The sequence below is a fragment of the Bacillus cereus group sp. BfR-BA-01523 genome (assembly GCF_022662615.1).
In the GTDB taxonomy this organism is placed as follows: domain Bacteria; phylum Bacillota; class Bacilli; order Bacillales; family Bacillaceae_G; genus Bacillus_A; species Bacillus_A mycoides.
On sequence record NZ_JAKUDX010000003.1, the window covers coordinates 534,129 to 554,569 of the forward strand.

The following is a 20,441-nucleotide window of genomic DNA, read 5'->3' on the forward strand; positions in this document are numbered from 1 at the left end:
GTACGAATAATAAAACTCTTCAAGAAATAAAATAGTTGTTTAAAAAGATGAACTCTAGAATAAATGACTGATGACTTGATTATTCTAAGATGTATCAGTTACATCCAAACATTTCATTATCATCATAATGAAGCTGATCATAATCAGCTTCTTTTCTTTTAACCTGTTATATATTCTATATATAACATTACAATTCCTTTGTCATATTATTTTAAAAATTTTGTATATTCATTTGAAAGAATAAGAAAATCATGATAAAATTGTGTTACGAATATATCTATATCTTTCAATTTTTGAAACGCATCAAAATTTTCACTCAAAAATGTCATTTTACAAAACTGTGCAAATTTATCTATTTTATTTACATCAGGGTCTCTTTTCTTACAATTTCTTTACTTTAGGACTTTTTTTCTGCAACAACTGTTTTCTTTTCTTTGATTTTTTGGTATGTATAGTATGGTATAACAGCTCACACGGAGGTGGAAAAGAACATGTTAGAAACCTTTCAAAAAGAAATAGAACTATATGAAAGCAATGCAGAATTATTGAAAGTGCTTGCTCATCCTGTTCGCTTATGTATTGTAAAGGGATTAATTGAACGTGGCCCAAGCAACGTTTCTACAATGTACACAGGCTTAAACATGCCACAATCTACAATTTCACAGCATTTAGCAAAGTTAAAAAGTGCTAAAATCGTTTCTAGTGAAAGAAAAGGATTGGAAATTTACTACAAAGTAGAAAACGAAACAATCATTCAACTCGTTCGCGTATTATTAGGTTAGGGACCTATAGACAGAGAAAAAGAGTGTATTCTATATTTTTCATCTCATATCTTTAATATAAATATATATCATGAGAGAAAATATATAATGCTACATAATTAAAAGTCGTATTAAAAAACAAGACACAGAAAATACTGTGTCTTGTTTTTTATATTGTTAAATATTGATTCAAAAGTAAATTCTTCATATCTTTTGTGTGTATAACAACATCGAAAGCATTACCTAATCCTCCGTTCAAAATCATAGAGCGAATAGCTCTATTTAGTTTTTGAGTTTCAGAAAAAGGGTTGGTATCTTGATGGCTAGCAAGCTGATCTAATATTCCTGCTGCTAACAAAAACTCTGATTGCTTCCTATGCCATATCGTATTAATTCCTTGTAGCTCAAAATTCATCTTCAACTCATCCCAATGAACATGCGTAGTAAGGTCCATTTCTCCTGGATATGCAAGAGGATTACGAATTAGCTTGTGCTTATAATATCCTCTTAAACTTCCTTCACGATGTGCAGGATGCATCCATTCTTCTTTTGTATATCCATAATCAACTGTAATACATATACCTTTCTGAAACCATTTCGCAATCTCTTCTATATACTCTTCCATTGCAATAGGCACTTCAAAGCGCTGTCCCTCAGCAATATGAATGTTATATTTCAATAAGTAACGACCGACTCTTTTCTCTATCGGTCTAAATACTTCTGTAAGGTTTCCCTCATCTGTATACGTGATACGTACTTCATACAAAATTCCATTTCTTTTCTCAACTATCTCAACAGGAAACGCATCAAATAATTCATTCGAAAAAATAATTCCTTCGAAAGACTCTCCCATTTCAATATAAGATGTATAATACGACACATTATCAAATAAGCAAAGCCTCTCCTGTTGTAGCCTTCTATGAAAAGGGCTCACTTCAATAATTGAATAGTTTAAATTGATAAAGGTTTCCGGAGATAATTGTTTCCATTCTTGTAAAACATCATAGGCAAACTTTCCTGTTCCCCCACCAATCTCACAAATATTTGGAAAAACTTCTCCCTTTTCAACAAGCCGAATAAAAAACTTAGCAAAAGTCTTCGCAAATACAGAAGATACATTGCTACTCGTAAAAAAATCTCCCTGTCTTCCAATTTTTTCACGTTCTCTCATATAATACCCATGTTCCTCTGCATATAATACGAGGTTCATATACGTACTATATGAAATCGAATGATCCTTTTCTTTTCCCATCCATTCTCTTAAATTGAGCTCCATCCCCATAATGACTCCTTATTGTAAAAATGGATTATTTTCTTTTTCAAATCCAATACTTGTTTCTGGACCGTGTCCACATAGCACCGCTGTTTCATCTGGTAATACAAATAGCTTCTCTTCAATACTTCCAATTAATTCAGCAAAACTTCCACCAGGTAAATCCGTTCTTCCAATACTCATTTGGAACAATACATCTCCAGAAAATACAGCATTCGCTTCTTTACTATAATAAGAGATACTTCCTGGAGAATGTCCTGGTGTCTCAAAAATTTCAAAACTAAAAGAACCGATCGTTAATGTACCCTCTTCGTCAATAATATGATCTGCTGGTTTTGCTGTAATACTGCGGTTCATCATAAAAATTTGCGAGCCATTCACAGTTGCATCACCTAACCAATTCGCTTCTTCTTTATGTACGTATACCGGAATATGAAAAGCGTCTCTCACGGCATCAACAGCACCAATATGATCGAAATGAGCATGTGTTAATAAAACCGCAAGTGGCTTTAACTGTGCTTCCTGTAAATATGTAACAAGTTTCTCTCCTTCATGACCAGGATCAAAAATAATACACTCATTTTGATCATTCGTTAAAATATAAGCATTTGTTTGTAATGGGCCTAAAGGCATTTGTATCCATTTCATATGAAAATCTCCTCCAGTTATTTAATTTACTTTTAATGATACAACATTTCTTTCTCTTAGGAAAAGAAGGCGTGTTATCTCGACAATCATTTTTAAAACATGTACAATATAAAAGAGTAAATATTCTAAAAACTCATTCTAAGGAATGAGTAGACAGAGGAGGATATTGTATGGGCCTTGTTATTATTTTTACGCTAGTCACTCTGTTAGCTGTATTTGCTACGCTTAGAACACTTCGCGAAAAAAACTTATTCGCGGGCGGCTTCGCTATTGCAACCGTACTTGTTTTCGGATGGTTTACAATCATGACTGTTCTATATAATGGGTACCCACCAGCTTAATCCATTTACATTTTTATTCTCCAACAAGATCTTGCATAAAAAGAGGAAGGGGGCCCCTTCCTCTTTTCATTATTCACAACTTATATCATCTTCGCCTCGTATTTGTGCTTTTTTACAAGCCACGCTCCTCCAATTACACCTGCATCATTACCAAGTATTGCAATTGCTAACTTTGTGCTCTTTACAGCACGAGAGAAAGCATATTGCTCGAAATAACGTTGAATTGGCTCTAATAGTGCGTCTCCAGCTTTAGATACGCCACCACCAATTACGATTTTCTCTGGGTTCAACGTACTAGCAAGGTTCGCTACAGCTAATCCTAAATAAGAAGCTACTTTTTCCACTACTTCACCTGCTAGTTCGTCACCTTGTCCAAGTGCTTCAAATACATCTTTTGATGTAATAAGCCCTTCTTCTGCTAACATAGAACGTAAAACACTTTCTTTATCTGTCTCTTGTATTTGTTGCATAGCAACACGTACAATACCTGTTGCAGAGGCTACCGTTTCTAAACAACCCGACTTCCCGCAATTACATGGAAAAGCGTTCTCTGTAACAACTGTAATATGTCCAATCTCACCAGCAGCACCGCTTATACCATGTACAATCTCACCATTGGCGATAACACCACCACCAACACCAGTGCCAAGTGTCATACAAATTAAATCTTTTGCTCCTTCACCAGCACCTTTCCACATTTCACCAAGCGCCGCTAAGTTTGCATCATTATCAATAACAACAGGTAATCCCGTTTCTACTTCTAGTAAATCTTTTAACGGATAGTTTTTCCATCCTAAATTAACCGCTTCATAAATCATTCCAGATGCCACATGTACAGGACCAGGAGCTCCCATACCAATACCAATTAGCTTGCTTTTTAATTCACCTAATTCTTCTAACTTTTTATCAATAGCTTTCGCTACATCAAGTGTAATATGTTTTCCTTGTTCATTTGTATTCGTAGGGATTTCCCACTTATGTAAAATTTCACCATACACATTAATAAATGCTAATTTAATCGTTGTACCACCAAGGTCAACACCAACTAACCATTTCTCTTCCATGTTACTTACCTACCTTTATCTAATTCTTATTTAGCTCTTTTTGAATTTCTTGCTTCAATAAAAATAAAGCTGTTTGATAGTCTTGTGGGTCGATTAGCTGTGATTGATTTAATTCACGCAATTCATCTTGCATTAATTGTAAATCTGCAATTCGATCACCCGTATAAATAATCGTACCAAATTTCTTTAGCAATTGCTGAATATCATAAATAGATACCATTTCATCACCCTCTATGCTCACTTACTATAAAAAATTATAATAAGAAAACGTTCACATATTTTATTATAATCACGAAGAAAAAGTCTCGTCAATTTTTATTTGTCTATACAAGCCCATTTTTAACCATTGTTCCTTTTTCTGTAATAATTTTTTCTACATTTTTATCAAATGGCTCTACTGGAATATGTTCTACCATTTGAAAACTATAAGCTAATGATAGCGCTTTCCCTTTATAATGCACGAGATAACGATCATAATAGCCACCGCCATATCCAATCCGTTCTCCTCGCTCTGTATAAGCTACGCCTGGCACGATTTGAAGATCAATTTCATCTGCATTCACTTCTTCCGTAAGCGCTGGAATTGGTTCACGTAAATTCATATACACTGTTTCTAATTGATCAAAATTACTAATTTTCCGGAAAGACATCGTTCGTGTTCCTTTATTACACTTCGGAACAACAACTTTCTTTCCTTCTTCCCAAGCTTTTTCGATAATAGGATATGTATTCACTTCATTTTCCATTGAGAGGGTGATTCCAATTGTTTTAGCTTCAACCCACTCTTTTTGCGCATACAACGAAGCTGCAATTTGCTCTGATAAAGTTGTATACCGTTCTTCTGATAAAGAATTCATGTGTTCTATTATTTGTTTACGTAAACGTAGTTTCTCTTCTCTCACACATTTTCCCCCTCACAGTGACACTTTGCTCTACGATGATAGTGTATCACTTTTAACAGAGGAACCGAATAAAAAAAGAAACAGTAGGAAAATATTCCTACTGCTTACTTTGTTTCACGGTGTAACGTAGACTTCTTGTCACGCTTGCAATACTTTTTAAGCTCGATACGCTCAGCGTTGTTACGTTTGTTTTTCTTTGAGATATAGTTACGATCTCCGCATTCTGTACATGCTAGAGTAATATTCACACGCATTCTTATTTCCCTCCAGTACTAATAACTTAAATCAGACTATACTATAATACCACTTTTAAAATAAAAATTCTACACCTTTTGATATTGTCTAATTTTTTCTATAAGATTTTTCATGTTTTCCCTTGCTATTACTGGGTTTCTAGCATGCGAATACACTAAAAATTTCGGTTGTTTTGTGTCAGAAACGATATAAGACCACTCTTTTTCGGTATATTTGAACTGTACTCCTTCAAATATACCTTCTTCCTTTCTTTCCATATCAGCCAATAATTTCCTCATTACTTTCCCTTTTTCATTCCATGAACATACAACTTCATCACAAAGTAGATAGAGCGGAGGTGATTGCTCTACTATGCTGAGAAATGTTTTTCCCTGCAATGCTATTAGCTCGAATAATTTTCCAATTCGATATAAAATATCTCGCTTCCATCTCGCTTGAAACGACTTTTTTTCATCCTGCGTATAAAATAGAAGGTAACATTCTCCTAACTTCAAAGACATCGGGTAAATATTTCCTGCCGATTCAAGTAATAAATCTGGAATATCTACCTCTTCAAAATCTGTCCCCTGGTAAATATTACTATAATTATCATATAACTCGAAATAATTTCCTTGCTCTGAAAACATAAGTGCCATATTTGCTTTACTTGATTTCATCAAGGCTTTCACATGATGCTTTTGTTCGCCCGCATAAATCCATGTAACTGTGCACCCGAGCCTTTGCAAAAAAATCATAAGTAAATGTTGTAACATATCATTTCTCTTATTAATAAGAAGATGAAACTTCTGTTTTTGTATCGTTTCAATATCAATACGCTCTAACACAGCTTCTACATAATTATTTGCAGAAACGTGAACTAGCTTATTTCGCCCCAGTTCTTTCTCAGAAGCGTAATAAAACGACTCAGACATATATACTTGTTCTATCTCTTTTTGCTGCTTATACGTTAAAAACGAGCCCTCCTTGCCATACAGTTGTATAACAATCCCTCTTTCGCTTTCCACTTGAACGAAAACTCCACCTGCACATTGCAAATTATGAATGGCATACTGAAAAAGCGACTCATTCATTTCTTTACATTCCATCGTATGAATCCCGCTGCCATGAATGGCATGGAGGAATAAATTTTTAAAGGAAGTTGTTTCTATATTTTCCTGACTTCCAATCAATATACTCTCCCCTTTGGCAAAAAGAGATCCATAAGCCATTGCAACTTTCACAATAAATTGAGGAGTAATTTCAACATTACCCCTTCCTACAATTCGGCTTTTTTGTAACCATCCTGCACTCTTTTCACTCTCTTTAACACCGGCAGAACCTACTATCGAATGACTATCTATCTCCTTATATGGCCATATTTTTCCTTTTTGCTTAATTACTGTACTTTTCCCTATATGACAATGATCCGCTACAATACTTTTTTGAAAAAGTGTAACATCATCTTCGACCATTGTATGATCTCCTATTGTTGTTTCTAACAACTCACAATTTTTTCCTATATGAGAATTTGCAAAAATGATGCTTTTTTGAAGATGAGAATAACTTGAAACGATACTATTTTTCCCGATAATAGAGTACGGTTCAATTACAGCCCCTGCACCAATCATTGCTCCTTCTCCAATAAAAGAAGGGCCATGAATTTTCGTCCCTTTTCCTATCGTTACACCTTCTCCCATCCACACCATCGGTAATACTTCTGTATATGGAATAGGCACCTTCAATTTTTTCGTCAACAAATCGAATTGAGCTTGCCGATATTGATCAAATGTACCAATATCTAGCCAATAGTCTTCTGATAAATATGCAAATAAAGCATTTTTATTTGCCAATAAAGGAAACACATCATGACTGAAATCCGAAAATTCCATGGATGGTATGTAAGAAAAGATTTCTGGCTCCATTATATAAATACCTGTATTCACAATATTAGAAACTACCTCATTCCAACTCGGCTTTTCTATATATCGTATAATTTCTTGTTCTTTATTCATTACAACTAAGCCAAATGAGAGTGGGTTTTCTACTTCTTTCACAAACATCGTTACCATTCTCTTCTTCTGTTCATGAAATGCAATTCCTTCTGATAATTGAAAGTCAGTTAGTGCATCCCCACTAATAACAACAAATGTTTCATCTAAAAAACTTTCGGCTTGCTTAATACTCCCTGCTGTTCCAAGCGGAGGAGAATCTTCAAAATAATACAAGTTAACTCCCCACTTACTACCATCACCAAAGTATTGCTTAATAGCGGTACTCATATATTGAACTGTAATTGCAATTTCACGAATACCATGCTGACGTAATAATTCAATATTATATTCAAGAACTGGTTTTTCTAACAATGGTAACATCGGTTTTGGAGTATTACATGTTAATGGTCTAAGGCGTCTCCCTTTTCCTCCAGCTAAAATAACCCCCTTCATATACTTCAGCCTCCACTTATATAATGTTCAAGAACTCCGTATATCATTTACCCCACATTAACTGCAGTAAAAGTCCGGTTTGGTATGATCTAACAATCAGTGAGAGACAGCCCCACTAATTAAAGCCTCACTTTATAAATAAATGTACCTTTTAACTCCCACCAAAAAGAAAGCGCTTACCATTAACTTGGTAAAATAATTAATAAGACGTAACTAACATATATGTACTTATTTTTCCATTAATTATGATACATCTTATCATCATAGACTAAAGGAAACAACGAGCTTTTTTTGTCATGTTTTGACTAAAAAAAGCAGGTGATTTCTCATCACCTACTTTTCCCCCTACTCATTCAATAAATAATGCTTTCCTTTTACTACATAAAATACATTCTCAGCAATATTTGTAACATGGTCTGCTACACGCTCAATATATCTTGCAACAAAGGATAGTTGTGTAATTTGTGTAATCGCTTCTGGTTGTCCAGGGATAGATGAAATAAATTCACGAATCGCCTTCCCATAAATTTCATCAACTGAATCATCCATTTCAGCAATTTGTTTAGCAAAAGTTAAATTTTCTTGCTCATATGCTTCTAATGCTAAATTTAACATCTTATGAGCAATCTCAAACATTTCCTCAAGATTATGTAAACTAACAACCACTTCTTTTTCACCAAGACGAATTGTTGATTTCGCAATATTAACAGCATGGTCTGCAATACGTTCTAAATCTGTCGCTGTTTTAATTGAAATGAAAATTCTTCTTAAATCACTTGCTACAGGCTGCTGCTTTGTAATAAGCATAAGCGCAAGGTCATTTATTTCCTCTTCTAAATTATCCATGCGATAATCCCCATCAATGACTTCTAACGCTTTCTCTACATCCCTGTTGTGAAGACCTTCCATAGCAATCAATAAAGCTCCACTTGCTAACTCACCAAGCTCGATCACCTTTTGCTGTAACGTTTTTAAATCACATTGAAACTGTTCTCTTACCATCATTTCTTCCCCCTCAATATTATGTGCCATTTTATATAAAGTGAAACTTTAATCAGTGTGGGGGTTTTTCATCCCCCACTGATTATCAGCCTTCACCAATCGGGCGTTTACGGGCAGCCCGACTCCCACCTAACTTCTTTGCTCCATCCGAATTTTGAGGTGGGAGTTTTACTGCCCGGCAAATAGCGGGATAAATCCCCTACCCAGCCTCTTGTACGTTTATTAAGCCTTGAGAAAAGAGAAATATTACTCCCCTATTTAAAATGAAGTGAAAGTGAGAAATGCCCTCTGTTAAGAGGGCATTTACTCTTAGCCTTGCTAGCGATATCAACCAAATCGTCCTGTAATGTAGTCTTCTGTACGCTTATCTGCAGGTGTTGTAAATAATTTGTTCGTATCTGTATATTCCACAACTTCTCCACTTAAGAAGAAAGCAGTTTTATCTGAAATTCGTGCTGCTTGTTGCATGTTGTGCGTTACGATAACAATACTAAAATCTTTCTTTAACTCCTGAATTAATTCTTCTACTTTTGATGTTGAAATTGGATCTAGCGCCGATGTTGGCTCATCCATTAAAATTACGTCTGGCTCAATCGCTAAGCAGCGTGCAATGCATAGACGTTGTTGCTGACCACCAGATAAACCGTATGCATTATCATGCAAACGATCTTTTAACTCATCCCAAATAGCTGCGCCGCGCAAGCTATTTTCAACAATTTCATCAAGTGTTTTTTTGTCACGAACACCATGGATTTTCGGACCATATGCTACATTTTCATAAATAGATTTTGGGAATGGATTTGGCTTTTGGAACACCATACCCACATGCGTACGTAATTCTTCAACCGGATATGATTTATCAAATATGTTTCGTTCTCTATATTCGATAACGCCCGTAGTTCGAACGATAGGCACTAACTCTACCATACGATTTAGCGTTTTTAAGTATGTTGATTTCCCACAACCACTCGGACCGATAATCGCTGTTACTTCATTCTCATGAATACTTAAGTTGATATCTTTTAAAGCATGGTCTTCTCCGTACCATAAATTTAAATTTTTCGTATCAAATACTATTTTTTTTGGTGCTGTCTCAATCTTTTTCTCATTTTTCACCTGTACATTTACTACTGTTGCTACCATTTGAATTCCCCTTTCATCCACTTCCAACTTATTTTCGATTTCGTAACCATAAGACAAATATATTTATAAAGAGCAACAATCCTAGCAAAACAATCATCCCAGCTGCTGCTACATACTGAAATTCTTCTTGTGGTCTACTCATCCAATTAAAAATTTGAATTGGTAAAACCGTAAATCTATCAAACATACTGAACGGAACATAATTTGCAAAGGCAAGGGCCCCAATAACTAATAATGGTGCTGCCTCACCAATTGCTCTCGATACCGCTAACGTACATCCCGTTACAATCCCTGGCAAAGCGACTGGCAATACAATTTGATACATCGTTTGCCATTTCGTAGCACCTAATCCGTAAGAAGCCTCTAGTAATGAGCTCGGCACAGTTCTAATCGCTTCTTGACTAGCTACAACAACAGTTGGTAAGACGAGTAAGCTCATCGTCAGTGCCGCTGCCATTATGCTCTCTCCCAAATGGAGAGCGTATACGAAAATAGTTAACCCGAGTAAACCAAACACAACGGAAGGTACCCCTGCTAATGTTTGATTATTTAATTCAATTAACTTTTTAAAAACGGACTCCTTCGCATAATGCTCTAAATAAAGAGCTGTTCCGACTCCAAATATAAAAGAGACTGGTATAACAATGCTCATAAATAGTATTGTTCCTGACAAAGCAGCGACAATCCCAGCTTCTCTCGGATTACGTGAGGCGAAGTTTGTAAAGAAATCTATTGAAAGATAACTTATACCTTTTTCAAAAATTTGAAAAAGCAATATAAAAAGTATTACTACTGAAAACAAAATTGCTATATAAAACAAACACTTGTAAATCCGATCCTTTAAAAAACGCGATGCCATATTTTCTTGTATGTTCTTATGGTTTAACATTCGCATATTATGCCAACCTCCTAAAACGGCGCATAATATATTGCGAAATGATATTCATAATAAAAGTAAACATAAATAACGTTGCACCTACAGCATACATGCTGTAATAAGTAATCGTTCCGTGCGGAGCATCACCTAAACTCACTTGTACAATATAGGCTGTTAATGTTTGAATAGAATGAGTCGGATCTATCGATACATTAGGTGTTGATCCAGCTGCAATAACAACAATCATCGTTTCACCAATTGCCCTGGAAGCTGCTAATATAATCGCTGCCATTATGCCCGTAAAAGCCGATGGAAACACCACTTGTTTTACCATCTCAAAACGAGTTGCTCCTAGCGCTAATGAGGCTTCTTTAATTCCTTTCGCTACAGCTCTCATCGCATCTTCAGAGAGGGACGCAATCGTCGGTATCATCATAAACCCTATAACAATACCTGGACTAATAGCATTAAAAAACTGCAAATCTGGTATAACCCGTTGTAAAAGTGGTGTGACAACTGTTAACGCGAAAAAACCATATACAATTGTCGGGATGCCTGCTAGTAGCTCTAACAACGGTTTTAATATTTTCCGAGCGCCATTCGAAGCGTATTCGCTTAAAAACACGGCACAACCTAAACCAATAGGAATTGCTACGAACATGGCAATTGCTGTTACAAGGATTGTTCCACATATAAGTGGCAATATACCGAATTTGGGATCTTCAAAAAAAGGTAACCATTCCTTCTCTGTCAAAAAAGAATACAATGATATCTTTTGAAAAAACATGATTGTTTCATTTGCCAACGTAATAATAATTCCAAGTGTCGTTACAATGGACACGCTAGCAATGGCTTTTAGTATTAACGGAACAATTCGATTGATTCGCTGCGTTTTTTTTCTTCTATTTGTATTTCTCTCAATCAAATGTTGTACAGAAAATGTAATTTGACTTTTGTCATTATGAGCCAAAGATGAAAACCCCTTTCCACCCTGACATTACCTTTTTATTTCTGTTAACATTCGCAGCTGTTCATTATATTTTTCTTTTGGTAATTTTACATATCCGACCTCTTCAGCAAGGCCTCCAACATGCTTAATCATAAACTCAACATAATTTGCTACATTAATTTTATTTCTGATAGATGCATGATTCACATACGTAAATAGCGGCCTAGATAATGGCTTATACGTACCCGACTGAATGGTCTCTTTCGTTGGAAATACACCATCCACCTGTATTGCTTTTACCTTATCTCGATTGGCCATATAATAAGCATATCCTACAAAAGCAATGGCATTTTTATCATTCATTACCCCTTGCATAATAACTTGATCGTCTTCAGACAAAGAAACCGTTTTTACAAGGCGATTATTTTGTAAGACAACATTTTGGAAATAATCATAAGTACCAGAGTCTACGCCTGGCGCATAAAATTTAACTTGTTCACGAGGCCATGATGAATGAATTTGTGACCATCGTTTCAATCTTCCATTTTCACTCCATAATAGACGTAACTCGTCTATCGTCATATTGTTTACCCACGTATTTTGACGATTCACAACAATCGTTAGACCGTCATAAGCAACCTCAAATGGTGTAAATTGAATGAATTTTTTCTGCATTGCATTTTCTTCTACCGGTTTCATCAATCTCGAAGCATTGTTTATATCTACTTCTCCTTTACTGAAACGATTAAATCCTCCCCCTGTCCCAGAAATACTAATAGAAATTTTCACGTTTGGATGGGCCTTTGTATATTCCTCTGCTACTGCCTCTATAATGGGGAAAACCGTTGAGGATCCATCAACTCTCACTTCTCCCATTTCATTTGTAGCGAATGCAGTAGACATATTAAAACAAAGGAAACATGTCGATAATGTCAAAACTTTAATCGATGCGCTCATCCATTTCACGTGTTCTTCCTCCTAGAAGTAACCGGAAATAACAGGATTACAGATATAAGAATACTGCTAAACTATTAATTCGGTTTTAATTATTTGTAAAAGTTTTGTAAAGTCCCACAAAAACAACTGTATACACAAACTTTATTTTCACTTTTGTACTTTAGATGCAGGAAATTTTCTAATCATCCATAAAGCGAAACTTTAATCAGTGGGGGTTTTGTTCATCCCCCACTGATTATTAGCCCTCACCAATCGGGCGTTTACGGGCAGCAGGGCTCCCACCTAACTTCTTTGCTCCAGCTGAATTTTGAGGTGGGAGTTTTACCGCCCTCAAACGCGGGATAAAACTGCTATCGCCTATCACACACAACAAACTTAGAGCGTATGCACTAATCTTGTTGTGTTCATCGTTTTTGAAACTACATGTTTTTTCAATATTTTATGCTTGTCCACATTTACTAAACCATATGCGTAAGGCATAAAAAAAAGCACACTATCTTTTCAGATAGTGTGCTTTTTTTACAACTTTTTTATTCATCATCTTGATCTTCTTTTTGATTTTTATTATCTTTTGGAGCTTCACCATTTATTTCTTGGTTTTTCAAATCAAAGTAAGCATCCATAATTTCACGACTAATATATCCATTAATACCAGTCTTATCATCATGTACCCACGGAACAACAACAGAGAATGCTACTTCTGGATCTTCGAGCGGGGCATAACCTACTAATGTTAAGTTATAAGTCTCCACACGCTGACCATCTGCTTTTTTACCAATCTCTTTATCTCCGCCATATACAGTTTGAGCTGTACCCGTTTTCCCAGCTGCCTTATATGGTGCACCTGTAAAGTATTTCGTAGCGGTACCACCTGAATCGTTAAATACTTGTCTAAATCCTTCTTGAACACGTTTAATTTGTGATTCAGGCATATCAATACGATTTAATACTTTCGGTTCCATAGATTGAACAACTTTTCCAACTTCCTCTGGCTTCGCCGATGGCTGACGAATTTCCTTTACAACTTGCGGCTGCATACGGTAACCACCATTGGCAATTGTTGAAACATATTGTGCTAATTGAAGTGGTGTATACGTATCATACTGTCCAATTGATAAATCTAATAAGAAACCTGGGATATTGTCTGTTCTACCTCTTTGTCCAGCAGATTCATTCGGTAAATCAATACCTGTTTTTACACCAAGTCCAAACTGACCGTAATAGTATCGCATCGTATCAAATGCTTTTTGTGGTATATCTAACGTACCACCTCTAACATATGGAACATCAGCGATATTCATCGCTGTTTTAAACATATATACGTTAGAAGACATTTTTAACGCTGTCAAATCATTAATAGGTCCCATCGTCTTCCAAGAAGATTTTTTCTTCGTTCCTTTTAATACGATTGGTTCATCGACTTGAACTGAACCCGGTTGAATCGCACCTGTTTGATATCCCGTAAGTACTGTCGCCCCTTTTACAGTCGATCCCATCGGATAAGCACTTGTCATCGTTCCTAATGCGAAATCTTGCACTTTCGTTTCGCCATTTTCATTCACTAATTGTTTCCCAGCCATAGATAAAACTTCACCATTTTTCGGATTCATCATTACAACGAATGCCCGATCTAAAAGAGGTTCTCCCCCTTTAAATTTCATTAAATTTTTGGTAATAATATCTTCCACACGCTTCTGTAATTCCATATCAATTGTTAAGTTCAGGTCGTTACCTCGTTGTCCTTGCGATACATTAATCGTTTCTAAAATATTACCGTTTTTATCTGTAATATTTTTCACTTCTTCTTTCGTACCGTGCAGACTATCTTCATATTGCTGTTCAAGATAACTTTTTCCTACTCTATCATTTCGATTATAATCGCGAACAAGATAGTAATCTAATCTCTCTTTCGGTAACCCTTCATCAGAAGAAGTTACACCACCAAGTACACTTCGGAACATATCATCATACTTATATTTTCGCTCCCAGTCAACATTTGTATCTACACCTGGTAATTTCGCTAAATTTTCACTAATAATCGCGTATTCTTCTTCTGTTGCACCTTTTTTAACGATTTGCGGCGTCATTGCATATCCGCTTTCCATCTTACTTTTGATCGCCAATATTTCTAAATCTTTTGCTGACAGTTGATTAATCTCTTCTTCTGTTACACGATTTCGTTGACGTTCATCTAGTTCTTTATCGTCAATTTTATTCATTTTAAGCTCTTCACGATCTTTTTTTGTGATTTTTGCTTTTGCTTCTTCTTTATGTAAAGCAAGCCAATAATCTTTTTTATCGCGATCTGTTAACTTATCTGTTGGGACCTCAATTAAATCTGCTAACTTTTTCGCCGTTTCTAAGCGATCTGCTGCAGTTGATCCCTTCATTTTTGTAAATGTAATTGTACGAATAGGCTCATTATCTACGACCGCTTCTCCATTACGATCAAATATTTTCCCGCGTGGTACAGGATTACTTATCGTTGAATTTTCTTTTTTCTCAACTTCATTTTTATATTCCTCACCACGAACAATTTGTACGTATCCAAGCCTTACAATAACCGCGGAGAACATTAAAAACACGCAAAAAAACAACACGTTTAACCGAAAGGGAACGTGGGTTTTTGTCTTTGTCTGGTTCTTTTTCTGCTTCTTGCTCATACAAACCCCCTCTACCAACAGCTATGTAATGTGAAAGGGACACCTTCATACAGGTGCCCTCACTGCTGTCTTACATCTTTTTCTATTCTAGCATAAAACAAACGATAAGTTAACCTTCTGGTTCAGTTTGATTCTGTGGGGTTCCTTGCGCTACAGCGCTGGTTTTGTTCACATTTCCCTCATCATATTTGACATTTTTAACTGCAAAATAAATAAGAAAATGTCCAGCTCCTAAAATACATAGTAAGAAAGGTAAACTTTTTTCAGGCGGAAAAAATATGACAGCACATAAAAAACTTAAAATGGAACAAATTCTTCCGGCATTTAACCATAATTCCCTGACCACTATATATTCTACACGCCATTCTCTCGCCTGTTTTGCTCTACCAATTACATCGTATGTCATGGATCCGTACGGAACGAGTAAAATGGGATATGCAACCGCAATACATGCTGCATAAATAAGTAATTTCGTATATGTAACATTGAAAATAACTAAAAATACGACCGCATATAAAATAATGCCACCAAGTAAAATTGCTTTTTTTCGCCATTCTTTCTTTAACAGACGAGTAACTAAATAATAGCATACAAATGATACTGCAGAATTCACTAAACTATACTTCCCTAGTGCTAACTCGCTACCAGATGCTAAATAGACGTATACCGAAATAACGAAAATAAACGTTCCCTCTCTCAAACCTTGGAAGAAATGAGCACGCGTAATTCTTCCCCAGTTTTCATCAACTTGCCGCTCTTTCAATACTTGCACAATTTCATAGCGTCCTTCACATTCCCTCTTCGATAAAAAAAAGCTTAGAACGACTGCAACCGCAAATAGCATTAACGAGAGGAAGAAAACGACAGTATAACCACTCCATTTTTCCATACGTGAAATTGTATATCCTGCTGCTATCGGTCCAATCATTCCAGAGAACGATGTAAGAAGTCCTAGAAAACCGTTAAAAAAATCTCTTGTTTCTGGTTCTGTAATCTCAAATGTCAACAAGTTAAAAGCGAGCCAATAAAAACCATAACCAACTCCTAAAAGGGCTCCCATTAATAAAATATAGTGAGATGCACTTTTTCCCGCTACTAAAACGACGATAAAAAAAACAGCTAACGTGCCTACACCGATTCTCAATAAAATCGAGCGATCAATACGTTTCGCTAATTTCCCGCCCACAAGAAATGTTAGAGGCTGCAATACAACGCTGGCCAAATTATACAAGCCCAGATTCACATAATTTTGTGTTTGCTTCCATAAATAAATGTTTACAAACGTATTCGATAAAGAAATTGCGAGCGTGTATAAACCTCCTATAACGAGCAATAATACTAAATCCCGATTCACTTCAACATCACCGATTACATGTTTCCACTTCATACACAACTCTCCTTTACTTCATGTTCTAGTCTTCCAAAGACAAGCTCAATTATGTAAAAGGAGAACATAGAAAAAAGCTAGGAGAAAACCCCTAGCTTTTTTCTAGCTGTATTAACTTTAATTATTTTGCTTCTTGGTAAAGTTTTTCAGCAACGTTCCAATCTACAACGTTCCAGAATGCACCGATGTAGTCAGGACGACGGTTTTGGTAATTTAAGTAGTAAGCATGCTCCCAAACATCTAAACCGATAACTGGAGTTTTACCTTCAGTTAGAGGAGAATCTTGGTTTGGAGTGCTTGTTACTTCTAACTCACCATTGTTTACTACTAACCAAGCCCAACCAGAACCGAAGCGAGTTGCGCCAGCTTTTGCGAATTCTGCTTTGAATGCATCGAAGCTACCGAATTTCGCTTCAATCGCAGTTGCAAGTTCGCCTACTGGTTGTCCCCCGCCGTTTGGAGATAGGATTGTCCAGAAGAATGTGTGGTTAGCATGTCCGCCACCATTGTTACGTACTGCTGTACGGATTGCTTCAGGTACTTCGTTTAAGTTTGCAACTAATTCTTCAACGCTTTTGTCAGCTAATTCTGCATGACCTTCTAAAGCAGCGTTTAAGTTTGTAATATACGTGTTGTGATGTTTTGTATGATGGATGTTCATTGTTTCTTTATCAAAGTGAGGTTCTAAAGCATCATACGCATAAGGTAAATTTGGTAATTCGTGTTTTGCCATTGTTATATTCCTCCCGGTTTATGTATTGCCACTTAAGTGACATACAACTTCATTCTACCCTAATTGCCATAGGGTGCAAACAAATAAATCGCTTTGTCTTGCTATCATTAAAGTAGCAAAATTCCCACTTCTTTTCAATTAAAATGCTCATATATTCCGAAAAAAAGCTTCCTTCTACAAGGAAGCTTCCTGCTGACATAATAAACATATGAAATGGATATGGACCCTGTAGGACTCGAACCTACGACCGGACGGTTATGAGCCGTCTGCTCTAACCAACTGAGCTAAGGGTCCACGATTATGTATGTACCATTAAAAACAACTAAATTCCAATCAGGTATATCGTTTGAAAAATGTAAGATAAATTTACCATATACGAAAGAAAAGTGTCAATTGTATTTTTCTCTACTAAAAGAAGTAAATTAATAAGAAGGAATTTAGTCCTCTCTACTATATGTAAATATAATATATCTTGAGCTTCTCTAGATTCGTACGTTACAATGATTTTATACATATATAAAGGAAGTGAATCTATGTCCATTTTTACACAGCTAGCAAAAAGCGTATATTCGCCTAAAGATATGGCGCTTTTCCGTTTTCAAAAAATCGGTAAAACCATTTTGTATATTATGCTTCTTTGCCTAATCACTACTATTCCAAGAACTTTCTTGTACGGTAGCGTTATTCAAGATGGTGTTAACATGGTAAATAAAGTAATCGAAAAAGATTTACCTGATTTTAAAATTGAAAATGGCGAGCTAACAGCTGATATTGATCAACCTATCGAAAAAGAAGATGGAAATGCCCTTTTCGTATTTGATCCAAATTCAACAGACTTAGAAAAATATCAAAATAAAACAGGTTTATTTGTTTTAAAAGATAAAGTAGTCTCCATGGGGAATGGTCAAACACAAACATACTCCTATAATGACTTATTAGGCGCATCTCTTGAGAAAAAAGATTTACAAGATTTCATTTCGTTATTTGACAGTATTTATCCAATCTTATTATTCGTTATTGGGTTCTTACTGTACTTGTTCCAATTATTTATTACCTTTGTAGGAGTTACATTGCTTGCCTTCATCGGTTCTGCGATGAGCGGTCAACGCAAATTATCTTATAAACAAGTTTGGACATTAACTGCTTACAGCTACACAATTCCAACAATCTTCTTTATGATTATGGATTTATTCAAAATAAACGTACCTGGCGCAACATTCATTTACATTGCAGTTGTTTTAATCGTTCTATACTTAACAATTAAAGAAGTTCCAAAGCCGAAAGAAAAACAAGAACTATAAAAAAATGCCTAAATAGGCATTTTTTTTTTGGACAAGCATATATTCCTAGCAAAGGAGTGAAGGATATGAAGAGATTAGGTGTACTCTTATTCGTGCTTGTCCTCGGTTATATATTTTATTACGACATAAAAATCGGTACTTTACCGATGTTAAGTTCATACAAAAAAACATCTGCTGCCCAAACGATAAAAAAAGAAAATACAGATACAAAACAAAATAAAGAGAAAGAAACAGAAAAAGAAAAAGAAACGGATACAGCTTATAAAGCAATCGAAGTAAAAACTGGTGATACAGTTCTTTCTATTACAGAAGCGATTAATAAGAAAAAAATTCCTTCTATTGAAAAAGTAATTGATGATTTTAAGCAATTAAATAAAAATACATCTGCTACAAAAATCCAAGTTGGAAAGTCTTATAAATTCCCCTTATATCAATAAGCAATCACTTAATCCTTGTCAATTACATAAAGGCGCTGATACAATAGTAAAAGTGAAACCGAGTACTTTGGTTTCTATAGCCCTTTCTCACACATACTATCATTGATGTAAGGGACTAAAATAAGAAACTTCTTTTATAAGGAGAGCGATCAATTCGTGAATGAAATGACTCAACGCACAAAAACACGTCCAGTTAAAGTCGGTAATTTAACAATTGGCGGTAACAATGAATTAATTATACAAAGTATGACGACAACAAAAACGCATGATGTTGAGGCTACAGTTGCTGAAATTAAACGTTTAGAAGAAGCTGGCTGTCAAGTTGTTCGTGTTGCTGTTCCAGACGAACGCGCAGCAAATGCTATTGCTGATATTAAAAAACAAATCAACATTCCACTTGTTGCTGATATTCATTTTGATTACCGCCTTGCTTTAAAAGCAATCGAAGGCGGCATTGATAAAGTACGTATCAATCCAGGTAACATTGGACGTCGCCATAAAGTAGAAGCTGTTGTAAATGCAGCGAAAGAGCGTGGCATTCCAATCCGTATCGGTGTAAATGCCGGCTCATTAGAACGTCATATTTTAGAAAAGTATGGATATCCAACTGCTGATGGTATGGTCGAGAGCGCACTGCACCATATTAAAATTTTAGAGGACTTAGATTTCCACGATATTATCGTATCAATGAAAGCCTCTGATGTTAACTTAGCAATTGAAGCATACGAAAAAGCTGCTCGCGCTTTTGATTATCCATTACATTTAGGTATTACAGAATCAGGAACATTGTTTGCTGGGACTGTAAAAAGCGCCGCCGGTCTTGGAGCAATTTTAAGTAAAGGCATCGGAAATACACTTCGTATCTCTTTAAGCGCTGATCCAGTTGAAGAAGTAAAAGTTGCACGTGAACTATTAAAATCATTCGGTCTTGCATCTAATGCCGCAACACTTATTTCTTGTCCAACTTGTGGTCGTATTGAAATCGACCTAATTAGCATTGCTAATGAAGTTGAAGAATACATCTCCACACTTAAAGTTCCAATTAAGGTTGCAGTACTCGGCTGTGCCGTAAACGGTCCTGGTGAAGCTCGTGAAGCTGACATCGGTATTGCCGGTGCACGCGGAGAAGGTTTATTATTCCGTAAAGGGCAAGTCGTTCGTAAAGTACCAGAAGAAACAATGGTAGAAGAACTGAAAAAAGAAATTGATGTAATCGCTGCTGAAATGGCTGCCGAACGAGAAAAAGAAAAAGAAAAACAAGAACAATAAAAAGAAGGTTGCCACAATTTTTGTGAGCAACCTTTTTTTACATTCAAATTAAAAAC

The 20,441-nt window shown here is 35.8% G+C and carries 20 protein-coding genes and 1 tRNA gene; 5 read left to right on the forward strand and 16 right to left on the reverse strand.

The annotated features are described in order from the left end of the window. Positions 1–491 precede the first annotated feature (491 nt). On the forward strand, positions 492–782 hold the full coding sequence (locus MR066_RS11170) for an ArsR/SmtB family transcription factor (protein ID WP_000894375.1): 291 nt from the start codon (positions 492–494) through the stop codon (positions 780–782). Positions 783–930: 148 nt separating this feature from the next. Here the strand turns inward: MR066_RS11170 and MR066_RS11175 are convergent, their stop codons facing one another. Next, on the reverse strand, positions 931–2,043 hold the full coding sequence (locus tag MR066_RS11175; protein ID WP_012261713.1) for a class I SAM-dependent methyltransferase: 1,113 nt from the start codon (positions 2,041–2,043) through the stop codon (positions 931–933). 9 nt (positions 2,044–2,052) lie between these two features. After that, complete coding sequence (locus MR066_RS11180) at positions 2,053–2,682, reverse strand: MBL fold metallo-hydrolase (protein ID WP_002143145.1); 630 nt, start codon at positions 2,680–2,682, stop codon at positions 2,053–2,055. Between the two features lie 170 nt (positions 2,683–2,852). Here MR066_RS11180 and MR066_RS11185 point away from each other — a divergent pair, with 170 nt between their 5' ends. Continuing rightward, positions 2,853–3,023, forward strand: a complete 171-nt coding sequence (locus tag MR066_RS11185; RefSeq protein ID WP_002034036.1) for a DUF2759 domain-containing protein — start codon at positions 2,853–2,855, stop codon at positions 3,021–3,023. 80 nt (positions 3,024–3,103) lie between these two features. On the opposite strand, the gene glcK is transcribed toward MR066_RS11185, so the two are convergent. The 14 genes from glcK to MR066_RS11255 form a co-directional block, all read right to left on the reverse strand. Next, entirely contained in the window at positions 3,104–4,087 is a 984-nt protein-coding gene (glcK, locus tag MR066_RS11190; protein WP_002034037.1) for a glucokinase, read from the reverse strand. A 19-nt stretch (positions 4,088–4,106) separates the two neighbouring features. Then, entirely contained in the window at positions 4,107–4,307 is a 201-nt protein-coding gene (locus tag MR066_RS11195) for a YqgQ family protein (protein WP_000253699.1), read from the reverse strand. Between the two features lie 103 nt (positions 4,308–4,410). Continuing rightward, on the reverse strand, positions 4,411–4,989 hold the full coding sequence (locus tag MR066_RS11200; protein ID WP_002034038.1) for a 5-formyltetrahydrofolate cyclo-ligase: 579 nt from the start codon (positions 4,987–4,989) through the stop codon (positions 4,411–4,413). A gap of 104 nt (positions 4,990–5,093) precedes the next feature. Beyond that, entirely contained in the window at positions 5,094–5,243 is a 150-nt protein-coding gene (rpmG, locus tag MR066_RS11205; protein ID WP_001265616.1) for a 50S ribosomal protein L33, read from the reverse strand. Between the two features lie 69 nt (positions 5,244–5,312). Continuing rightward, on the reverse strand, positions 5,313–7,667 hold the full coding sequence (locus tag MR066_RS11210) for a sugar phosphate nucleotidyltransferase (protein WP_002143147.1): 2,355 nt from the start codon (positions 7,665–7,667) through the stop codon (positions 5,313–5,315). A 345-nt stretch (positions 7,668–8,012) separates the two neighbouring features. Beyond that, on the reverse strand, positions 8,013–8,669 hold the full coding sequence (gene phoU, locus MR066_RS11215) for a phosphate signaling complex protein PhoU (protein WP_002015145.1): 657 nt from the start codon (positions 8,667–8,669) through the stop codon (positions 8,013–8,015). 327 nt (positions 8,670–8,996) lie between these two features. Then, positions 8,997–9,812: a phosphate ABC transporter ATP-binding protein gene (gene pstB / locus MR066_RS11220; protein WP_002088644.1), complete on the reverse strand. Its 816-nt coding sequence runs from the start codon at positions 9,810–9,812 to the stop codon at positions 8,997–8,999. A gap of 28 nt (positions 9,813–9,840) precedes the next feature. Continuing rightward, the gene (pstA, locus tag MR066_RS11225) at positions 9,841–10,707 is read right to left on the reverse strand and encodes a phosphate ABC transporter permease PstA (RefSeq protein WP_002088645.1); all 867 of its coding nucleotides are present in this window, start codon (positions 10,705–10,707) and stop codon (positions 9,841–9,843) included. A 1-nt stretch (position 10,708) separates the two neighbouring features. Next, positions 10,709–11,659, reverse strand: a complete 951-nt coding sequence (gene pstC, locus MR066_RS11230) for a phosphate ABC transporter permease subunit PstC (RefSeq protein WP_078184437.1) — start codon at positions 11,657–11,659, stop codon at positions 10,709–10,711. 27 nt (positions 11,660–11,686) lie between these two features. Beyond that, on the reverse strand, positions 11,687–12,604 hold the full coding sequence (locus MR066_RS11235) for a PstS family phosphate ABC transporter substrate-binding protein (protein WP_242247140.1): 918 nt from the start codon (positions 12,602–12,604) through the stop codon (positions 11,687–11,689). 521 nt (positions 12,605–13,125) lie between these two features. Continuing rightward, positions 13,126–15,258 carry a peptidoglycan D,D-transpeptidase FtsI family protein gene (locus tag MR066_RS11240; RefSeq protein ID WP_242247141.1) on the reverse strand — a complete coding sequence of 711 codons (2,133 nt, stop codon included), beginning with the start codon at positions 15,256–15,258 and terminating at the stop codon, positions 13,126–13,128. Positions 15,259–15,367: 109 nt separating this feature from the next. Next, a complete protein-coding gene (locus MR066_RS11245) occupies positions 15,368–16,645 on the reverse strand; it encodes an MFS transporter (RefSeq protein ID WP_242247142.1) in 1,278 nt (425 codons plus the stop codon). Between the two features lie 121 nt (positions 16,646–16,766). Further along, complete coding sequence (gene sodA, locus MR066_RS11250) at positions 16,767–17,378, reverse strand: superoxide dismutase [Mn] (protein ID WP_001052029.1); 612 nt, start codon at positions 17,376–17,378, stop codon at positions 16,767–16,769. A gap of 220 nt (positions 17,379–17,598) precedes the next feature. Then, positions 17,599–17,672 (reverse strand) — tRNA-Ile (locus tag MR066_RS11255). A gap of 239 nt (positions 17,673–17,911) precedes the next feature. Between MR066_RS11255 and yqgB the strand changes: the two genes are divergently transcribed. The 3 genes from yqgB (at position 17,912) to ispG (ending at position 20,385) form a co-directional block, all read left to right on the forward strand. Continuing rightward, entirely contained in the window at positions 17,912–18,679 is a 768-nt protein-coding gene (yqgB, locus tag MR066_RS11260) for a protein YqgB (protein ID WP_002034056.1), read from the forward strand. Between the two features lie 65 nt (positions 18,680–18,744). Beyond that, positions 18,745–19,116 carry a hypothetical protein gene (locus tag MR066_RS11265; RefSeq protein ID WP_002088653.1) on the forward strand — a complete coding sequence of 124 codons (372 nt, stop codon included), beginning with the start codon at positions 18,745–18,747 and terminating at the stop codon, positions 19,114–19,116. A gap of 165 nt (positions 19,117–19,281) precedes the next feature. Beyond that, positions 19,282–20,385, forward strand: a complete 1,104-nt coding sequence (gene ispG / locus MR066_RS11270; RefSeq protein WP_161793976.1) for a flavodoxin-dependent (E)-4-hydroxy-3-methylbut-2-enyl-diphosphate synthase — start codon at positions 19,282–19,284, stop codon at positions 20,383–20,385. Positions 20,386–20,441 lie beyond the last annotated feature (56 nt).